The sequence below is a fragment of the Candidatus Thiodiazotropha sp. LNASS1 genome, assembly GCF_964212655.1.
Taxonomy (GTDB): Bacteria; Pseudomonadota; Gammaproteobacteria; order Chromatiales; family Chromatiaceae; genus Thiodiazotropha.
In genome coordinates this window covers 2640325-2658368 of sequence record NZ_OZ156465.1, presented here as the reverse complement: position 1 = coordinate 2658368, position 18044 = coordinate 2640325, and the positions used below count along the sequence as shown (strand labels likewise).

Below are 18044 nucleotides of genomic sequence, written 5' to 3'. Positions count from 1 at the left end.
CACCGAACCTTATCAGGAATATAGTTCGGAAAAAGGGGGGCGGAGAATAGGTGATTTTTACCTGAAGAATCTCTTTTGTGACTGTGTTTTGTCTGTAAAACAATAAGATACAGTAAAAACAGGAATGATATGCTTTGGATTCTCAAATAGTGACAGATTTGTAAAGTTTTAAATTACCTGCCGATATATTTCGAAAATCCTGTCCGATTTAATTCCTCCTATTTAGACATGGAGTAAGTTGAATATGGTGGTAATAACAACACATAAAACTATATTAATCGCTCTGGTTCTTCTGTTTTCAGCATCGCTATCCGGCCAGGCGGTCGCCAATAAATGTCTGTTTATCTCCTCCTACCATACAGGATATGCCTGGTCAGACGGGGTAGAGAGCGGTTTGCGCGAAACCTTGGGCGGTAAATGTGAATTAAAACAGTTTGATATGGATACTAAAAGGCATAAGGACGAAGTGTCTAAAAAAGAGGCGGCGAGGAAAGCGAGGGAGTTGATCGAGCGTTGGAGACCCGACGTTGTAATCACCGCAGATGATAATGCCGCCAAGTATGTCATTAAACCCTTTTTTAAGGATCACCAGGTTCCATTTGTGTTTTGCGGTATCAACTGGAATGTTGATGAGTATGGTTTTCCCTACAGCAACACCACGGGAATGGTAGAAGTGGCGCCTATAGATGTCCTGTTTGACAATGCAAGACATATACAGGGAGGTGCGCACCGGGCTATCTATATCGGTGCATCGACTTTGACTGAAAGGAAAAATCTGAAGCGATTCAAGCGTGCGGCGGACAAGCATAGCATCGTTTTGGAGGATCGTCTGGTAAACACCACCAAGGAGTGGATGATTGCATACAGGGAAGCACAGGAATTCGATTTTGTAGTGATTGGCAGTAATTCGGGTATCAATGACTGGAACACAAAATCTGTTTCGGATTTTGTTGTTGAATCCACGAAAACCCTGACCTTGACCAATCATGGCTGGATGATGCCTTATACGCTGCTTGGCCTGACAAAAATTCCTGAAGAGCATGGGGAATGGGCCGCATTGGTGGCATTGGCAATACTTGATGGAACAAAACCCAGTGAAATCCCCATTGTCTCCAATCGCAAATGGGATATCTGGATTAACCACGCAATCCTGGAGCAGAGCGGGATCAGACTTCCGGAGTCATTGCTGAGAAAGGCGAAAAAAGTCAGTTCATGATGTATTTCAACTCCAGGGAAAAGATCTTTAAAGGCTATCGGGCTGTTGTTCTCTGGCTGTCGATTGTGATCTTCTCGTGGGTTTCACTTATATTTTCGGTATGGGTGGAACTGCATACGGTTGATAATGAGTTTAACGATCGCGCCGGGGAGATACATCGAACGCTCGTTCAGCGGATCTCCAATCTGGAGACAGTCTTAACCTCCCTGGTAGGGCTCTACCACTCGAGTGATTTCCTCGGTATTGCTGAACAGACATCGTTTTCACAGGAGATGCTCAAGGCCTATCCGTTTATCAGCGCAATCATGCACATGACGAGGATCCCCAATGAGAGACGGGATGAATTCGAGGCGCAAATGCGGGAACAGGGTTTTGTCAGTTTCAGATTAAAGAATGATAGTCAGTTGGGTGGCGATCATATCGGTACTGGCGGTTACTATCTGCCGGTCAGTTTTATCGAGCCTATGGATCCACGCTCCGCTAATTTACTGGGTTACGACCTGACTCGACAGCCGGGTGTATTTAATGCACTGCAGCAATCCATAAAAGGTGGTGAAATTGTTTCATTCGGACCTGTTGTGATAAACAGTTCGGGTAAATCCCAGTACTTTGTTCTGAAGCCCGTCTATCTTGGGCGCTATCCACCAGAAAAGATGCAGGAGCGGGTGGATATGTTCAACGGTATGGCTGTTCTTTGTATTGAACTTGAACGTTTTGTAGATGGGATCATTGAAGCGGACATGCCATACGATCTATCGTTGTTGCCGGTTACTGAAAGGGATCAGGTGACACACGGTGGAATAATGGCTGGTTTCAGCAAGTCAAACTTAGCCAAAATCGCGGTGGACCTGAGTACCTTCGAATACCGGCAGAAGATAGAAGTCTACGGCGTGGTTTTTGAATTACTGGTGAAGCAAAGAATAAGGGCTGACGTATTTGATTGGAGGAATGTGTTGGCGATATGGTTGTTGTCGCTACTGATTCTTTTTTTGGCTATAGCTGTATATAGAAACATGCGAATCGCTCAACTCAAGGAAGATGAAGCGAACGCTGCGATCGCTGCGGAAGATGAGAGGTTCTCTCATGTAATAGATACAGCATTTGATGCTGTGATAACGGCTGACGCCAACTGCATGATTCTAAGTTGGAACCAGCAGGCGGTTGAGGTGTTCGGCTATAATGAAGAGGATGTGCTCGGTTTGCATCTGCTTCAACTCATCCTTACCCATAATTCATTGGTGGAAGCGACGGATGCTCTCAAACCCATGTTCAAGGGGTCTGAGGAACATCCGACCGGTGTCAGATTGGAGGTTGAAGGTAGGGACAGAAATAGCCGTAAATTCCCCCTCGACCTTGCTATCTCCTGCTCCAGAATCGGTGAAATATTCACACTAAGCGTGTTTGCCAGGGATATTACCGAGCGTAAACAGTGGGATGAAAAGATCCGCATGCTGGCATATAGCGATTCACTGACCAAGCTGCCTAACCGCCAGGCATTCAAGGAGCAGGTCTCCCGCGCCATTAAGGTTGCCAGACGGCACCAGCGTATCGGTGCAGTATTGTATCTTGACCTTGATGAATTCAAGCGTATCAATGACACATTGGGTCATGACATTGGAGACATGTTGCTAAAAAATGTAACCAGCCGCCTGGAGGGACAACTCAGGGATACGGATTTAGTGGAGCGCAACTGCGAATGTGAGATAGAGAATTGTAATATTGCGAGGCTTGGCGGCGATGAATTTACCGTGCTGCTTGAGGATATTCAAAAACCGGATGTGGCGGCCTTGGTGGCAAAGCGGGTGCAGGATGCAATTGCACGCTCGTATAACCTGAACGGGCATGAGGTATATGTTACACCCAGTATCGGTATAGCAATATTTCCCAGGGATGGTCGGGACGTTGAGGAGTTGCTGAAGAATGCGGATACCGCAATGTACCATGCTAAAGCGGTAGGCAAGAATAATTTCCAGTTCTATTCGGAACAGATGAATATACTGGCGACTACCAGGCTGAAATTAGAGGGTAAGTTGCGTAAGGCCCTCGCCTGCAATGAGATGGAACTCTTCTATCAACCGCAAATTGATCTTGCCAGTGGAGAGATAGTCTCTGCAGAAGCGCTGCTTCGATGGCACGAGCCGGAGTTGGGGATGGTCTCTCCAGTTGAGTTTATACCGATCGCCGAGGAGACCGGTATGATAATGGAGCTTGGTGAATGGGTGTTGAATGAGGCCTGCAGACAAAACAAGGAATGGCAGACTGCCGGTTACAAGCCAATTCGGATCGGAGTAAATCTGAGCAGTATGCAGTTCATTCAGCGTGACTTGAGTATGAAGGTTGCAACGGCGCTTAAAAATTCACGGTTAAATCCGAAATATCTGGAATTGGAGATAACCGAAAGTGTTATCATGCGTAATGTAAGCGAAACCATAACTACCTTGAAAGATTTCAAGGATATGGGTATCAGTATCTCTGTAGATGATTTCGGTACCGGTTACTCGTCGCTGAATTATCTCAAACGGCTTCCTTTGGATAACTTGAAGGTCGACCGGGCCTTTGTCAAAGATATTCCGGATAATGAGGATGATGTAACGATCACATCCGCAATAATTGCATTGGCGCAAAGTCTGGGGCTTGGTGTGGTTGCTGAAGGCGTTGAAACAGAAAGTCAATTGCAGTTTTTGCAGCAACAGGGATGTGAAATGGCTCAGGGTTATTTTTTCAGTAAGCCGTTGCCGGCGGATCAACTGGTGAGTATGCTGCAGCATCAGGATGACAGTGAAGGGGTTGGTGCTACATTGACCGGTATTTCTGATTTTCGTGCCTGAGCTGCGCCATAACTGCCTACCACCTGGGGCCGATTGGATTAGTGTTAACAGGCCCTAATGTTCAGTCGGTCAGCTGACTATTCCATTGAAGTACCCTAACGGGGTTCCGTGGGAGTATTGATTTTGCTGTCAAGCGGACTTGAGTTGATCACATGAAGATCGCGTTGTGGAAAAGGAATTTCAATGCCGGCCTCGGAGAATTTATCGTTGATTGCTGTATGCAATGCGGTTATCGTCGCCAGTCGGTTATCCATAGATCCAAGGTAGGTACGGAGCAGCAGTGTCAAAGCGCTGTCACCGAATGCCTCAAAGGTGGCGACAGGTTTCGGATCCTGTAGTACGTTTTCGTTCTCATGCGCTGCCGCGACCATCAGTTCCATTGCTTTATTCACATCGGTGCCGTAGGCAACCCCGACGTTGATGATGATTCGGTTGACCTTGTCGGTCAGGGTCCAGTTGATGACCCTGCCGGTAATGAACTCCTTGTTGGGTATCAGTAATTCCTGTTTATCGTAATTGGTGATTGTGGTGGCGCGGATGCGGATGCGGGAGACAACGCCTGTGGTGGAGTCGAGAGTTACCACATCGCCAACACGTATGGGCCGTTCAAATAACAGTATGATACCGCTGACAAAGTTTGCGACGATCTCCTGTAAACCGAAGCCGAGTCCCACGCCCAGCGCAGCTACCAACCACTGAATATTCGACCATTGAAAGCCAATCAGGCTGAAGGCTATGATCAGTCCGATACCGGCGATGAAATACTGTAACAGTGTAGTCAACGCATAGCGCGCACCGGATTCGAGGGGGAGACGCTGTAACAGGGTGATCTCAAGTACGCCGGGAAGATTCTTTGCAGCAAGAAAGGTGACGATCAAGATAACTATACCGATGATGATGTCCCTTAATGTCAATGGTGTTTCCGTTACTATCCCGTCAACCATTTCGCTGGTATTTATCGGTAGTTGAATGTTATCAAGAAAATCCAGTGCCGGGAGAAGATCCGACCATATCAACCAGGCACCGATTACGGAACCGAGTAGATAACCGAAGCGCACAAGCCGTTTGGCTTGTTCGCTCAAGGCATCGAAATTCAGTTCGGGGATTTCGGTTGTAATGACACTGCTTTCGTCTTCAATCTGCTGATGCTCTTGCTCCCTTTGAGCGCGCAGTTCATCTCGTCTTTGCAGTGCGTTCTGATAGCGTAATCTGCGCTCAGCGATATAAAGATAGCGCAATAGCAGTTCTCTCAAGGTGAACAGCCCGATAAAAAACCAGATTGTCGATTCAACATGATCGAGTAGACGCAGAGTAAGGGTCATGTAGCCTAACCCTGTGGAGAAAATCAGGCCGACTCCTATAAGGATCAAAAAAGGAAACCATAGAAAATGCAATTGCAGCAGTAAAGCGTTCGGATTGATGCTGTTCCAGGAGATCATGAGTGATCCTTGTTTGCGCAACAGCCGGTAGGTGAAAATAATGAATACGATCATCAGCACAATAGTTGCCGTACTGCTGATGACAAGGGCATCGGCAGGCAGGCTGTCACCCGCGCCAAGAGCAATCAGGAACCGAAATGGCGCACCGACAGGAATGGCCCAGCGCAGCTCCTGCGCCAGTGATCTGCAGATCTTGTTGTTCCAGCGCAAGTGGCGTGTGCCGACCCCCTCGGGCAGGCACAATTGGTAAAGCATCAGGGCTGCAGTCAGTGTTATACCGACGGTGATCAGGGATGTGGCCATGGCCAAAGTAAATGGTGCGGCGGTTGGCTGTGACCGCAATAGCAGGCCTGTCCCTATCATCACCACCGGTAAAGCCATGACCTTTATCAGTGTATAGAACAGTGCCTTGATTGTGAGGCTTATAGAATCGGTACTGATCTTGCGTGTGGCTCTGGCAAGATTTGGTATTTGCAGTCGTGCAAAGGGTTGTTTCCAGACTACGAACAAGAAGGTAAAAAGCAGAATGAAAGCAAAGTGCACGTTGTGCCGGCTGGTGGTTATTAAATCGGCACCCACTTCCTGCCAATGCTCTGGAGAGACAAGCCAGCCGATGCCGGATGCCAGTCGGGTAGGGCTGAAGACCTGACTCACACTACTGCTGGAGACCCATAACAACTGGTCATTGATAAAATCGATGTAGGATTCTGAAATATTCAGTAACTGTCGTTCAGCCAGGTCAAGAGATGTGAGTTGGCCGATATAGCGGCCATATGCTTTTTGCAGTTCATTCAGCGCCTCACGCCTGGCCCCTGCCAGAGAAAATGCCTGCTTCTGCAGGTGTTGTTTCTCCTGCCCTGACAGATTTTCCAGAATCGACCGAGTGACCGCTTCCACGTGGTCAGAGAGGCTGCCACGCTCAAGGAGCAGCTCTTCGATCTCTATCTGGCGGTCTGTGGCCTTGTTGATTTCATACTTGCGCTTGGCGGAAGAGCGTCTGTAGCTTCTCAGTGATGGCAGTGCGGCGTGACGACGGGATAACATTTTTCCTATCGCCTCACTTCGGCCCACAACCTCTACGCGCTGTTTACTGTGCTCGAAATCTGATTGTAGTTGCTCCAATTTTCCCTTTGCCGTTGTCAACTGCTGTAAGACACGCTTTTCCCAATAAACCAACTGCTCGAGTTCTGAGCGGCTTTCGGCGTTTTCCTGGGCGATGTTCTGAAGCGGCAGCGGCAGGTTGGTTGTTTCCTGCTCCAACAGTTCGGCTGCCTGCCGGGCCTGTTTGGCCTGGTCTTCCCTTATCTCGGCAGCAGCTTGATTCAGGCGTTTTAAACTCGACTGCAATTGGCTGACATGGGCAATTGTCGCGTCCCGTCGGGCCTGGCTCAGATTGGTCAGCAGGCTAAGGTTTCCGAGTCGTAGTGTGAGCAAATCGAACTCAGCTTCGCGTAAGCCTTTTCTTGCCTGCAGCGACATCAATCTGGCCTGCCTGATCTGTTTCAGTTCATTCTGCGGCAACACCTCAATATCGGACTGGATCTGAGCCAGGGAATCTGTCCGGATGGCAATTTCACTACTGATCTGTTTGCTGCCGGCCAGCAGTGCCGAAAGCTCTTCCAGTTGCGTCTTTTGGTTATCGCGGGCCTGGGTCAGGTTCAGCTCCTCCTTGCTGATGCGTATTTCCAATGCGGCAAGGTCAGAAGATAGAATGAATTTCTCGAGGGCTTTGTCAACATCCGCATCATGATCCAGGTTCACTCGCAGGTCCTGGATTACTTGCGGTGCATCCCGAATCTGTTTTTGAAGGCGTGAGATCTCGCCTCTTACCATGTCCGCTTGACCTAACCAGTTGTCTGCCTGCTCGAGCAACTCATGAATCCTGGCCTTTTGTGTTGCATCCAAAGCGGTCTCTTGGTCGATGTTGGTGCGGGCAAGCTCCAGCTGTTGCCGGGTGAGTGGTTGACTCTGTTCAAGCGGCAGGGAAGGTGACTCGGCCCAGGCAATCAGCGCATGGGAGAGGCAGAGGAGTGTTATTAACAGCCCTGTCAGAGGTTGCCGGCGAATAGGTGAAGAGTAGGACATGGAAATGTATCTGTAATCCGAAGTGGCATTAGTGTGTTAAATGGTTAAAAGGTTTCTATACCTGCCCTAAAGCTTGTGGCTGATCACATTTATAGTTGCTTATATTTGTGCAATCACGCTATATCACCGGGTGATATGCTTCAACATATGTGTCAAATACGGATTATCTCAATTCCGTCCGCATGATGGCCAGTACAGTTCTCTGCCGCAGGCTGCCGTTGTTTCAAACTTCCTGAAAATAGTAGCGGATAACATGTTGATTCTTATCCGATACGGGTTCTCCCAGTCCGATCTTCCCGCTGCCCAGCAGAGGTACGGTCTCACGTCTTAGATAGAGTGATTGATGGTTTTGTGTTGTCAGGTATGTGCCGTTGGTGCTGATATCCGAAAGAACATACTTGCCCCGGCTGTACTCGAGTACAGCATGGGTTCTGGAGGCTGCGGCGGCCGTAACCACGAGCTCATTGCTCGAGTCGCGGCCGATATGCATACTGCCCTGCTGTGGTAGAAAGTTGAAGCGCCGGTTGCCGTATTGGAGGGTCAGTATCCTTGTTACCGTGCTTTGTGTCAGCGGAGAAGTGTGTATGAAAGTGATGTCGTCCTTTCGCCATAGGAGATCATAAATAACCATTCGCTCCTGCTTGCCTTTTACCTTGACTTTATCGAATTGACGTACGATTTTTTTCTGCTCATCGGATAGATTTTGTACGACCTGCTCGGTTGTAATGATCTGCTGTGATTGAGCGATCGCCGCCATGCGTGCTGCAACATTTACCGAATCGCCGTACATCCGGCCGCCTTCTACAATGGCGGGCCCGAAATGGAGACCGATTCTTGCCGACAGCTTCATGCCGGACCGTTTTGCATATGCGTCCACACGTTCCTGCATGAGGCAGGCCCCTGTCGCGGCGTCAGAGACATGGTTATAGCGACTCATCACCTCATCGCCGACCACTTCTACAACATATCCACCGGTCTCCGCTACGACCTCTGCAATGATGTCCTCAAGGTTGGTTATCAATTGTTTGGCGCGGTTGTCACCCAGATTTTCATACATGCGGGTACTGTCTACGATATCGGCAAAGACGATGGCATATGATTTTTGAGCCGCTGTTGACATGGTGCAGTTTCGAAAGTTGTATTGGCTTAGTGTTGACAAGCCCTGGTTGTTATGTGGAAATTCCCTGGATTTATTACGTTATCACTTTGTGCATAGTCCGAGTATAGGTTTAAACTCAATCCAATGCCCTCAAACCCGATCGTAATCTGTCCAGCAGGACCTCGATCAGGTGGGGGTGTTCGCCAACCAAAGGGCTAATGCGGATGTCCAGCCCCGGGTGTAGCCGTTCAACATCACCGCATATGGTTGCAATATCACCGCCCTCTCCGGCATGCCTGCCAGGGGAGAGAAACAAAAGAGAGAGTGCAATCGGTGTTTGGAGAGTTTTCTGTGCCTCCCTCTGCAACACTTGATCAAGCCGTTCACCATTGAAATCATATTCACTCCCTTTACGGCGTTCCATTACGGCCTCACTTAATTGAACATCAGGTGGTAAGAGGCTGCTTAGCTCTCTTGCGATCCGTACCCGTACTTCTGTCACTTCCGGTAGTGGTGAGCCATGGTCAACCAGAATGACCCGTGGTTGAGTGGATCCTGAAATGAGTGGTTCAATCTGATCCTTCAGAATCCTTACCAATCTGGGTTCTCCTCTGGGTAGGGGATAGAGCACATCGGCAATGTGCAGACGGAAGGGGCCGTGTATTGATTGGAGAGATTCAACAAGATTGGGGATGAACGAGGTCAGTGCTCTGCTGACACCGAAAAAAAGCGGTATGGCCAGGTAATCCCTGATACCTTTTTCGAGCTTAGCAGAGAGAAAAGATTCCAGCAGCTGGGCCGGGATACCGTCGAGCTCGCCAGGCGCTATTCTGTCGGCCTGCTGCAGGGAGACGGGGTATACCCTGTATTGACTAAGGTGGCTAAGCTCGGCAGCCAGCTTCCTCAGGTTACGTGTGGCCTGGGGTTGTATGGAGCCGTTGTCGAGTAGCAGTATTAATGGTTTTTTCATGGCTCAGGGGCGGTGTTTGATATTGATTGGGGATCGACATCTGCCTGACATCGCCGCTGGGGGCTTGAAAAGGGTATGAGTATGCTTTCACGATTCGGTAGTGTCAAAAATCCCTTGTACTGTTCAGCCGGTTCCCATGTGATCATCAGGATATGGTTTGGAGTTATTTCAATCTTGTTCCCGGCAATGGGTGACAGAATTATCCTCCAATCCACTCCCGTCCAGTCGTTTTGGGATAGGTTGGTCGTGGCTTCTATATGTTTATATATTCGATAAGCCGCCTGGTGACACACAAGACGGCTTTTTAATTACTCATCGGGCATCGTATTTTATTATTACCTGATCTCTTCACAGGGAGCTGATGGCCGGTATCGACCTCAGCCGAGCCAGAATCACTTTTCCGATCATCTTTCCGCAACCCGGTATGGGTTGAGATCTGTCATTGGCATCGATAGAACAGAATAGGTTAATATCGGGATTGTGATTGATAGAACCGATTGCTCCCATGAATCTGCGAGACTTGAAATACCTTATCGCCGTTGCTGAGACCGAGCATTTTGGCCATGCAGCTGCACAGTGCTATATCAGTCAGCCCACCCTCAGTGGGCAAATCAAGAAACTGGAACAGGAGCTTGGCGTTACCATTTTCGAACGTACCAATCGTTCGGTCTCCACCACACCGATCGGCTTGGAGATCGTCAAACACGCCAAACTGATCCTGGAACAGGCCGATGTGATCAAGCAGCTGGCCCAGGCGCAGCGTGATCCTTTGGCAGGTGCGTTGCGCGTGGGTGCCATTCCAACAGTCAGCCCCTATCTGATACCGCTGATTCTTATGCCGCTAAAGGTGCAGTATCCGCAGATGCGGCTGATACTCTCTGAAGAGATCACCGATATGCTGACCCAGCGGCTGTTGGATCACCAGATCGATGTGGCGATCCTGGCTACGGCAGTGAAAGAGCCCGAGCTGGAGGTGATGCCGCTGTTTGAGGAGCCCTTCTGGTTGGCCCATCCGAGAAATCATGAACTCTACAATAAAGACGAGATCAACCGTCGCGATCTGAGTCGTATCAATCTGCTGTTGCTGGCGGATGGACATTGCCTCACCAATCAGGTGATGGATGTGTGCCGTATCAAGGAGGGTATCATCGACAATGAGATGGCCGATCTCCGGGCCGCTAGCCTGGAGACCCTGCTGCAACTGGTGGGTGCAGGATTTGGCTGTACACTGGTGCCCGCCTTGGCTGTGCAGGGGAGCTGGACTACGGATTCCGGGATCATAGCTCGAAAACTGCAACTTAAAGATGCCTATCGGCGGGTGCAATTTGTCTTCAGAAAGACCTTTCCCCGTAAAAAGGCGATCGAGGTCTTGGCTGACGTGATCCGATCTCAGTTACCGAATACAGTCAGGAAACTCTGAGAGCAGTCAGGACTGAGTAGTATCACCAGGAGTATGATTGATATGACGACCGCGATACCCGGCGATAGTCCATGGCGTTTCTCGGACCTATTGAAGGTGAATAGTGATGGAACCGCAACACTGCTGCCCGGTGTGCATCCGCTCCCCAATCTTTTATCGCTGGATACGGAACAGGTGTTGGCTGAATTCAGGCAGAGTCAGCTGGAAGACTTTACCCGTGTAATAGACGAACTGGCGTCAGCAGACAATCCGCTGCACCGGCTGTTTGAGAGTATGCGAATCATCGCTGACCGAGATCCTGCCAACAAGTTCAGTGAACTGGATCTGTTCAGGCCCGGCGCACTGCAGGAGATGTTTCTCGAACTCCATGAACATGTCATGTCGCACCCGGTCTGGAGCCACCCCTGTTTCGTACGCATCTTCAAGGGTGAATTCGATGCCGCGCAACTGAGTGTATTTGCCACCAACTATTTCAATCAGGTCAAAAACACCCGCCAGTGTGTAGCCCTGGCGCAGGGACGCTTTTCAGGTTTCATCGACCTCCCCTATGGCAGTCTCAACGAGCGGGTGTCTGAACTGGTGCAGATCATTCTGGCGCAGCTGCTGGCCGACGAGTATGGCGTGGGTACACATAGCATCGACAGTTACCCGGATCTGTCCGGCCTGCTCAATTCAACCACCCATATCGTCATGTACCGCCAGCTCTTTGATGGTCTCGGTATTCCATTTGAAGAGCAGGATGTACCGATGCTTCACGGGGTGGCGGACAATGTCCTCACCCAGCGCCTGCTGGCCGGTCATCCAACGTTCAATCTGGTGGAATCCCTGGCATCGGTGGGTTTGGGTATGGAATGGGGGGTCCCGGAATTTTTCAGCCTGCTGCTGGGAGGTATGATCCGATGGGCCTGGCGTGAGAATGTTGTATTGACTCAGCGCCATCTGATCGTTTTCATCGCCCATGTGCAATACGATGTGCTGCATGCCATCTCGGTAATGTTGGCGACCAGCCTGTTCGGTCATGAAAAGGAGTCCCTGCAACAGATCAAACAGGCAACCAATATACTGATGTCGAGCCGCTATAACATGATGAGTGATCTCTATCGACTGTTGTTCCATGAACCCTGCAAAGACATAGACGGCATTGGGCTCGACCCCCGCTACCACATCAGCGATCGGCGCATTGAGAAGACGCTGATTGCTGCGCGTCAAGAGGTGGCCAACAGTACCGTGGTGGATGCGGCTGATTTCAAGGCCAGTCAGCGTGTTCCCTTTGTGTTTGTTAACAGGCCCCAGTTGTAATTGAACAAAATAGCGCTTTCTAAAAAATTCGGTGCGGCAAGCCGCACCCTACGGCGTAAGCGATGTATCGTCTGTCGATCAGGAGTAAGCAATGCAACAACAGAATAGCCAGGCGGCTGAGGCATTTCGCAAGCGCCTGATCGCCACTGCCAAAGGCCCCCGCGGAGCCAAGGATATGTCCCGCGAAGAGGCCTGCGAGGCGTTGACATTCCTGATGTCCGCCGAGGCGCAACCTGCCCAGGTCGGGGCATTCCTCACCGCAATGCGCTTCAAGGGCGCGCGGGTGGAGGAGATGAAGGGTTTTCTCGATGCCATGGAAGGGAGTGCCGCCTTGATTGCACCAAAGGTTGACGGTCTGCTTAATTGCAACGGACCCTATGATGGACGCAAAAACGCACTTCATCTAAGCCTCGCTGCAGCCATAGTCACCGCCGCGGCGGGAGTACCGGTGGTGATGCACTCGAGTACCGGGCTTCCACCCAAAGACGGTGTTACAACCGCTCGTCTGCTTGAAGCATTGGGCATTCCGGCCTATCGGGAACCGGATCGGGTGTCGAGGGATATTGAAGAAAAGGGATTCGGTCATCTGCATGCTGCAAGTTACCTGCATGGAGTGGAGCGGTTGAAGCCGATACGTCAGACGCTCTTCTATCGTTCGTTTCTGCACGCCTGCGAGGTTATGCTCAATCCTGCAGGTGCGGTTTATTCTTTGATTGGAGCTGCACACAAGAGTTTCCTGGAACGTTTTGCCACCGCTACGGGTGAACGGGGACAGCAGCGGGTGATTGCAGTGCAGGGATTGGATGGCTGTGACGAGTTGCCGCTGGAACCGGTAGCCGTTGCCGATTTCAATAACGGCACACTATCGAAGTACACCCTCGATCCCGCCGATTACAATTTCAGTCACAAGACCCATCACCCCTGTGAATCCGTGGATGTGACTGCGCGACTCGTAGAAGAGGCCCTGACCGGAAAAAGCGACAGACATCTCGATGCCATTCTCTACAATGCGGGAGTCAGGATCTGTCTCGGCAACAAGACTGATGACATCGGAAAAGGGATTCGATTGGCGATGGAGCTGTTTGAGTCGGGACAGGTAGCAGAGAAACTTCGTGAGTTACAACACTGAACAGTCCCTGTTTTTCAACTATGCTGAGTGCGAAACAAATTTGATTCAATACCGGAGTAGTCAATTTAGAGCGGAAGGGACGATGAGACTGATTCAATTGGCGTTTGGATGCCTGTTAGTGGCTGTTGCCGGCGGTATTGTCAACGCAGATGCCATATACAAGTGGCGCGATGAGAACGGAAAAATCCATTTTGGCGATAAACCGCCTGTGTCAGGGGAGTCAACGCCTGTCACAGTAAAACCCAATGTCTATCATGCGCCGCCGATCGAAGGAAAAACCGGTGCCGGGTATAGACGTGAAAAGGTGGTCATGTACAGCACCAAAAGGTGCGGTTACTGTAAAAAGGCACGAGCATATTTTAAGCGCAACGCGATTCCCTATGTAGAGTACGATGTCGAGACCAGCCGGAAAGGTAAACGAGATTATAAAAAGTTGGGGGGCAAGGGCGTACCGATCATACTGGTTGGCAAGCGCCGGTTGAACGGCTTTTCCGAAGCCGGTTTTAGTGAGATTTATCAAAGCAGTATCGATTGATCTGCACAGCGGATCGGAACGGAATCACAGGGCGGCACGTAAAGATATCCTTTTCACTACCGAAAACAGTGTTTAGGAATCATAGGAGTTTTGCGGAGCATGCCTTCATCCTCCCGGGTAGTGATACAGCAATGGCTGGAACAGCTGTGCCGTTTGGTCAGCGGCATTCAGTCGGCTATTGTCGTTGAAAAAGGCGTTACTGAGAGTGGGGGGATCAGCGTTGTACGCTGGCCGGAGGACGAGCAACCGGAAAAGGCCTTGCTGAAGGTTGCGCTCAAGGCTTTCGAGACCCGCAGGCAGTTGATCGTTCCCGCCTCCAGATCTGTTCAGGGTTCCGATTTCATGGCAGTGCCGCTGGTTTCCCGCGGTCAGCCGAAGTGGGTTGTTGCACTCCGTATGAGTCCTCGGTCGGTACGGAAACAGCAGGCGGCGATACAGGCGCTGCAGTGGAGCCTGCGTTGGTTGAAGCTGTTGTTGAAACAGGCGAACAGAAGCCAAGCGACAGGGGCCCACTGGGTGGAACGCATGACCGAGAGGCCGCTCTCGTCGGCGGCGATTGTCAAACTCCTTGCCGAACAGTTCCATTGCGACCGGGTAACCCTGGCGCTGGGGGATGCGCGTCGTCTCGAGATCTCGGCGACATACCCCCCCGTCGAGATCAAGCGGGAAACCGGATTGGTGCGCGCCTTCAAGGAAGCGATGTTCGAGGCCATCGATCAACGGGCATTGCTGCACTATCCGCCCGCGACATCACAGAGCGATCTGCTGCTGAACAGCCAACAGACCCTGGCCGGGGTAGTGGGGCAGGCGACGCTCTGTACGATTCCGTTGAAGACGGGCGACATGCCGGTCGGGGCGTTGCTGTTGGAACGCCATCGACTGCAGCCGTTCACGCCGCCAGAACAGACGGAGTGTCAGCAGGCGGCCGGTTTGATCGGACTGTTGCTGCATCACCGACAGCGCAGTGAGCAATCCCTCCATCGCTTGATCCGTGATCGCCTGCAACAGCGATTTAAAAACTGGCTGGGTCCGCAAGGCTTGGGAGTGAAGCTGAGTCTGCTCGCTCTTATCTCGATCCTCGTAGTGTCGGGGTTGATCGGGGTTGACTACCATATCGATGCCCGCGCCAATCTGGAGGGGCGAATCCAGCGTGTCATCACCTCTCCGTTCGATGGCTATCTGCAAGAGGTGTCCGCCAAAGCGGGCGATATCGTGGCTGAGGGGGCCTTGCTGTGTCAGCTGGATGACAAGGACCTGAAGCTCGAGCAGGCCAAATGGCGGACCGAGCTGGCGAAGTTGAAGCGGGAGCAGCGCGAGGCGCTGGCGACCCATGAGCGCAGCCGGGTCTCGGTGCTGCAGGCGCAACGCCGGCAGGTGCAGGCGGAACTCGACCTGGTGGAGATGAAACTTGTAAGGAGTCTTATCAAGGCGCCCCTGGATGGCGTCATCGTCAGTGGGGATCTCACTCAATCCCTTGGCGCCCCCCTGAAGCGGGGAGAAGAGCTGTTCAAGATTGCCCCTCTCGATAGCTACCGTGTCATGCTGCAGGTGGATGAGTTGGATATTGCCGATGTACAGATCGGACAGTTCGGTCATTTGCGCCTGGCGGGGTATCCCGATCTCGACCATGGCTTCAGCGTGAAGCGCATCCTGCCCCTGTCCACGGCCAGCGAAGGCAGTTACCTGTTTACCCTGGAAGCCGAACTGGAGGATGCGGAAGAACATCTGAGACCCGGGTTGCAGGGCGTGGCGAAGATCGATGCCGGCAAGCGTAGCCTGCTGTGGCTTGTCAGCCACCGTTTGATTGACTGGCTGCGATTGCAACTCTGGCGCTGGTGGGGTTGATGGACGCTATTTGGCAGCAGATCGCCGGTGCGCGTCCCCGCCTAAACCCGCAGGTTGTGATCCGCCGGCAGCGCTATCAGGGAGAGACCTGGTATCTGCTTCAGGACCCGATCAGCGAGCGACATTTTCGCCTATCGGCCGGGGCCTATAAGCTGATCAGCCGGTTTGACGGCAATCGCACCCTTGAGATGATCTGGCAACAGGCGCAACAACCCCTGAGTCATCCGCTGGATCAGGAGGCCTTCATCCACCTGCTGATGCGGCTGAAGGGGGGTGGGGCGCTCATGGATAGCCCGGAAAGCGATGCGTTGAGGATTCTCGAGCGCCGCAAACAGCCACGCCAATGGCTGCGGCAGCTGCGCAATCCACTTTCGTTGCGTCTCCCTTTATGGGACCCGGACAGGGTGCTGAACAGATTGATGCCGGCGGTACAGCCGCTGTTCGGTCGAGTCGGCATGGGATTGTGGCTGCTGATCGTGCTGAGCGGGTTGCTGCAGGCGGCGCTGCACTGGCAGGAGATCACGGGTAACGTCACCAGCCAGCTTCTGTCGGCGGATAATCTGTTGCTGATGGGTGCGGTCTACCTGCTGATGAAGCTCTTCCACGAGGCAGCGCACGGATTCGCCACCAAGCATTGGGGGGGTGAAATTCATCAGGTCGGGGTATTGCTGCTGGCCCTCATACCCATGCCTTATGTGGACGCATCCGCCGCCAGTGGATTCAGTGAGCGGCGTGCGCGGATTGTGGTCGGTGCGGCAGGCATCATGGCGGAACTGCTGCTTGCCTCTCTGGGGCTCTGGTTGTGGTTGGCCACCGGACCCGGCTGGGTCAACGCCGCGGCCTACAACATGATGTTGATCGGCGGGCTCTCGACCCTGTTGGTGAACGGCAATCCGCTGCTGAAATTCGACGGTTACTATGTCTTTGCCGATCTGATCGACATACCCAACCTATCCATTCGCGCCAACCGCTACCTCGGCTATCTGCTGCAACATTATCTGTTCGGTGTGGAGCATGCAGACTCACCCGCCCAGACCGACTGGGAGCGCGGCTGGTTCATCTTCTACGGGATCGCCGCATTCTTTTACCGGTTCTTTATCCTCATTACCATCATGCTGTTGGTGGCTGAAAGCTATCCGCTGGTGGGTAAGGCAATCGCAGTCTGGGCCCTGGTCGGGATGGTTATACTGCCCCTGGCCAAGCAGCTGAACTATCTCTTCACCAGCCGGCAGCTCGCCAACCGGCGCAGGCGGGCCCTGCTGGCGACCGCATCGATCATAGCGTCACTGCTGTTGATCCTGTTTGTCATCCCCGTTCCCCATGCAACCCATGCCGAGGGCGTGATTCTTCCACCGGACGGTGCGGAAGTCCGTGCGGGTGTAGAAGGGGAGGTTGTCGAACTGCTGGCAACACCCGACAGCACCGTTACACGAAACCAGCCTCTCGTGGCAATGGAGGACCCGTTTCTTCAGACTGAGTTGAAACGCCTGGCCGGGCGGCTGAGCGCATTGCATGTGGAGCATGAGACCCTGGTCAGTGAAGATGAAACCGTCAAAGCGGAGATCGTGCTGGAAGAGATCCGCCTGGTTGAAACGGAGGTGTCACAAAAGCGGGAACGGGCATCGCGGCTTATCCTCCGCAGTCCCGTAGAAGGCACATTTCTGGTACAGCAACCCGGTGATCTCCCCGGCCGGTTTTTAACCCAGGGTGAGTTGATCGGTTATGTGCTGGATAACCGCCAGCCGGAGATCAGGGTGGTTGTATCACAGCAGAATATCGGTCTGGTGCGACAGTTTTCCCGCAAGATAAATGCGATATACGCCGACAGGCCGGCCGACGACCTGCCGGTCAGCCTGCAGCGGCATATCCCCGAATCACAACAGCGCCTTCCCAGTCCCGCGTTGGGTCCCCTGGGGGGCGGTAAGATTGCGTTGCATCCCGAAGATGAGGACGGCACGCGGCCCCTGGAGGCCGTGTTTGAGATTCGACTGCGGCTGGATCGGCGGATTAGCCGGTTGGGTGAGCGCGTCATTGTCCGCTTCGAACACCAGCCAATGCCATTGGGCTTGCAATGGTACCGTTCAATACGGCAGATGTTTCTCAAGCGGTTCAGGGTTTGAGATGCCGGCAGTAGGGTGCGATCCTGCCGCACCAAACCTCCCAATTTGATATTTCACTC

11 protein-coding genes are annotated in these 18044 nt (G+C 52.1%); 8 read left to right on the top strand and 3 right to left on the bottom strand.

Annotated elements, in window-relative coordinates; all coding sequences use genetic code 11:
- Positions 1–244: 244 nt before the first annotated feature.
- Together AB8516_RS11585 and AB8516_RS11580 are read left to right on the top strand one after the other, a co-directional pair.
- Complete coding sequence (locus tag AB8516_RS11585) at positions 245–1216, top strand: ABC transporter substrate-binding protein (RefSeq protein ID WP_369160756.1); 972 nt, start codon at positions 245–247, stop codon at positions 1214–1216.
- Positions 1213–4044 (top strand): EAL domain-containing protein, encoded by a 2832-nt coding sequence (locus AB8516_RS11580; protein ID WP_369160754.1) that lies wholly within the window; start codon positions 1213–1215, stop codon positions 4042–4044. The genes AB8516_RS11585 and AB8516_RS11580 overlap by 4 nt, the downstream gene beginning before the upstream one ends.
- Positions 4045–4139: 95 nt before the next feature.
- Here AB8516_RS11580 and AB8516_RS11575 read toward each other — a convergent pair whose 3' ends face one another.
- The 3 genes from AB8516_RS11575 to AB8516_RS11565 all read right to left on the bottom strand — a co-directional run bounded on the left by AB8516_RS11575 (position 4140) and on the right by AB8516_RS11565 (position 9637).
- Positions 4140–7568 carry a mechanosensitive ion channel domain-containing protein gene (locus AB8516_RS11575; protein WP_369160752.1) on the bottom strand — a complete coding sequence of 1143 codons (3429 nt, stop codon included), beginning with the start codon at positions 7566–7568 and terminating at the stop codon, positions 4140–4142.
- 223 nt (positions 7569–7791) lie between these two features.
- Entirely contained in the window at positions 7792–8688 is an 897-nt protein-coding gene (locus tag AB8516_RS11570) for an adenylate/guanylate cyclase domain-containing protein (protein WP_369160749.1), read from the bottom strand.
- Positions 8689–8803: 115 nt separating this feature from the next.
- Positions 8804–9637, bottom strand: coding sequence for a sirohydrochlorin chelatase (locus AB8516_RS11565; protein WP_369160747.1), 834 nt, complete (start codon positions 9635–9637; stop codon positions 8804–8806).
- Between the two features lie 505 nt (positions 9638–10142).
- On the opposite strand from AB8516_RS11565, the gene AB8516_RS11560 reads away from it, so the two are divergent.
- From AB8516_RS11560 to AB8516_RS11535, 6 genes are all read left to right on the top strand, one after another.
- Entirely contained in the window at positions 10143–11057 is a 915-nt protein-coding gene (locus tag AB8516_RS11560; protein ID WP_369160745.1) for a LysR substrate-binding domain-containing protein, read from the top strand.
- Between the two features lie 42 nt (positions 11058–11099).
- Entirely contained in the window at positions 11100–12356 is a 1257-nt protein-coding gene (locus AB8516_RS11555) for a hypothetical protein (RefSeq protein WP_369160743.1), read from the top strand.
- 91 nt (positions 12357–12447) lie between these two features.
- On the top strand, positions 12448–13485 hold the full coding sequence (locus AB8516_RS11550) for an anthranilate phosphoribosyltransferase (protein ID WP_369160741.1): 1038 nt from the start codon (positions 12448–12450) through the stop codon (positions 13483–13485).
- Positions 13486–13567: 82 nt separating this feature from the next.
- Complete coding sequence (locus AB8516_RS11545; RefSeq protein WP_108295192.1) at positions 13568–14020, top strand: glutaredoxin family protein; 453 nt, start codon at positions 13568–13570, stop codon at positions 14018–14020.
- Between the two features lie 99 nt (positions 14021–14119).
- Positions 14120–15865: an efflux RND transporter periplasmic adaptor subunit gene (locus tag AB8516_RS11540; protein WP_369160738.1), complete on the top strand. Its 1746-nt coding sequence runs from the start codon at positions 14120–14122 to the stop codon at positions 15863–15865.
- On the top strand, positions 15865–17985 hold the full coding sequence (locus tag AB8516_RS11535) for a hypothetical protein (protein WP_369160736.1): 2121 nt from the start codon (positions 15865–15867) through the stop codon (positions 17983–17985). The genes AB8516_RS11540 and AB8516_RS11535 overlap by 1 nt, the downstream gene beginning before the upstream one ends.
- Positions 17986–18044 lie beyond the last annotated feature (59 nt).

What these genes read in the sequence shown, in the direction of transcription:
- AB8516_RS11545 (WP_108295192.1), top strand. Translation starts at nt 13,568, where the DNA reads ATGAGACTGATTCAATTGGCGTTTGGATGCCTGTTAGTGGCTGTTGCC.
- AB8516_RS11560 (WP_369160745.1), top strand. Translation starts at nt 10,143, where the DNA reads ATGAATCTGCGAGACTTGAAATACCTTATCGCCGTTGCTGAGACCGAG.
- AB8516_RS11585 (WP_369160756.1), top strand. Translation starts at nt 245, where the DNA reads ATGGTGGTAATAACAACACATAAAACTATATTAATCGCTCTGGTTCTT.
- AB8516_RS11570 (WP_369160749.1), bottom strand. Translation starts at nt 8,688, where the DNA reads ATGTCAACAGCGGCTCAAAAATCATATGCCATCGTCTTTGCCGATATC.
- AB8516_RS11550 (WP_369160741.1), top strand. Translation starts at nt 12,448, where the DNA reads ATGCAACAACAGAATAGCCAGGCGGCTGAGGCATTTCGCAAGCGCCTG.
- AB8516_RS11565 (WP_369160747.1), bottom strand. Translation starts at nt 9,637, where the DNA reads ATGAAAAAACCATTAATACTGCTACTCGACAACGGCTCCATACAACCC.
- AB8516_RS11535 (WP_369160736.1), top strand. Translation starts at nt 15,865, where the DNA reads ATGGACGCTATTTGGCAGCAGATCGCCGGTGCGCGTCCCCGCCTAAAC.
- AB8516_RS11575 (WP_369160752.1), bottom strand. Translation starts at nt 7,568, where the DNA reads ATGTCCTACTCTTCACCTATTCGCCGGCAACCTCTGACAGGGCTGTTA.
- AB8516_RS11540 (WP_369160738.1), top strand. Translation starts at nt 14,120, where the DNA reads ATGCCTTCATCCTCCCGGGTAGTGATACAGCAATGGCTGGAACAGCTG.
- AB8516_RS11580 (WP_369160754.1), top strand. Translation starts at nt 1,213, where the DNA reads ATGATGTATTTCAACTCCAGGGAAAAGATCTTTAAAGGCTATCGGGCT.
- AB8516_RS11555 (WP_369160743.1), top strand. Translation starts at nt 11,100, where the DNA reads ATGACGACCGCGATACCCGGCGATAGTCCATGGCGTTTCTCGGACCTA.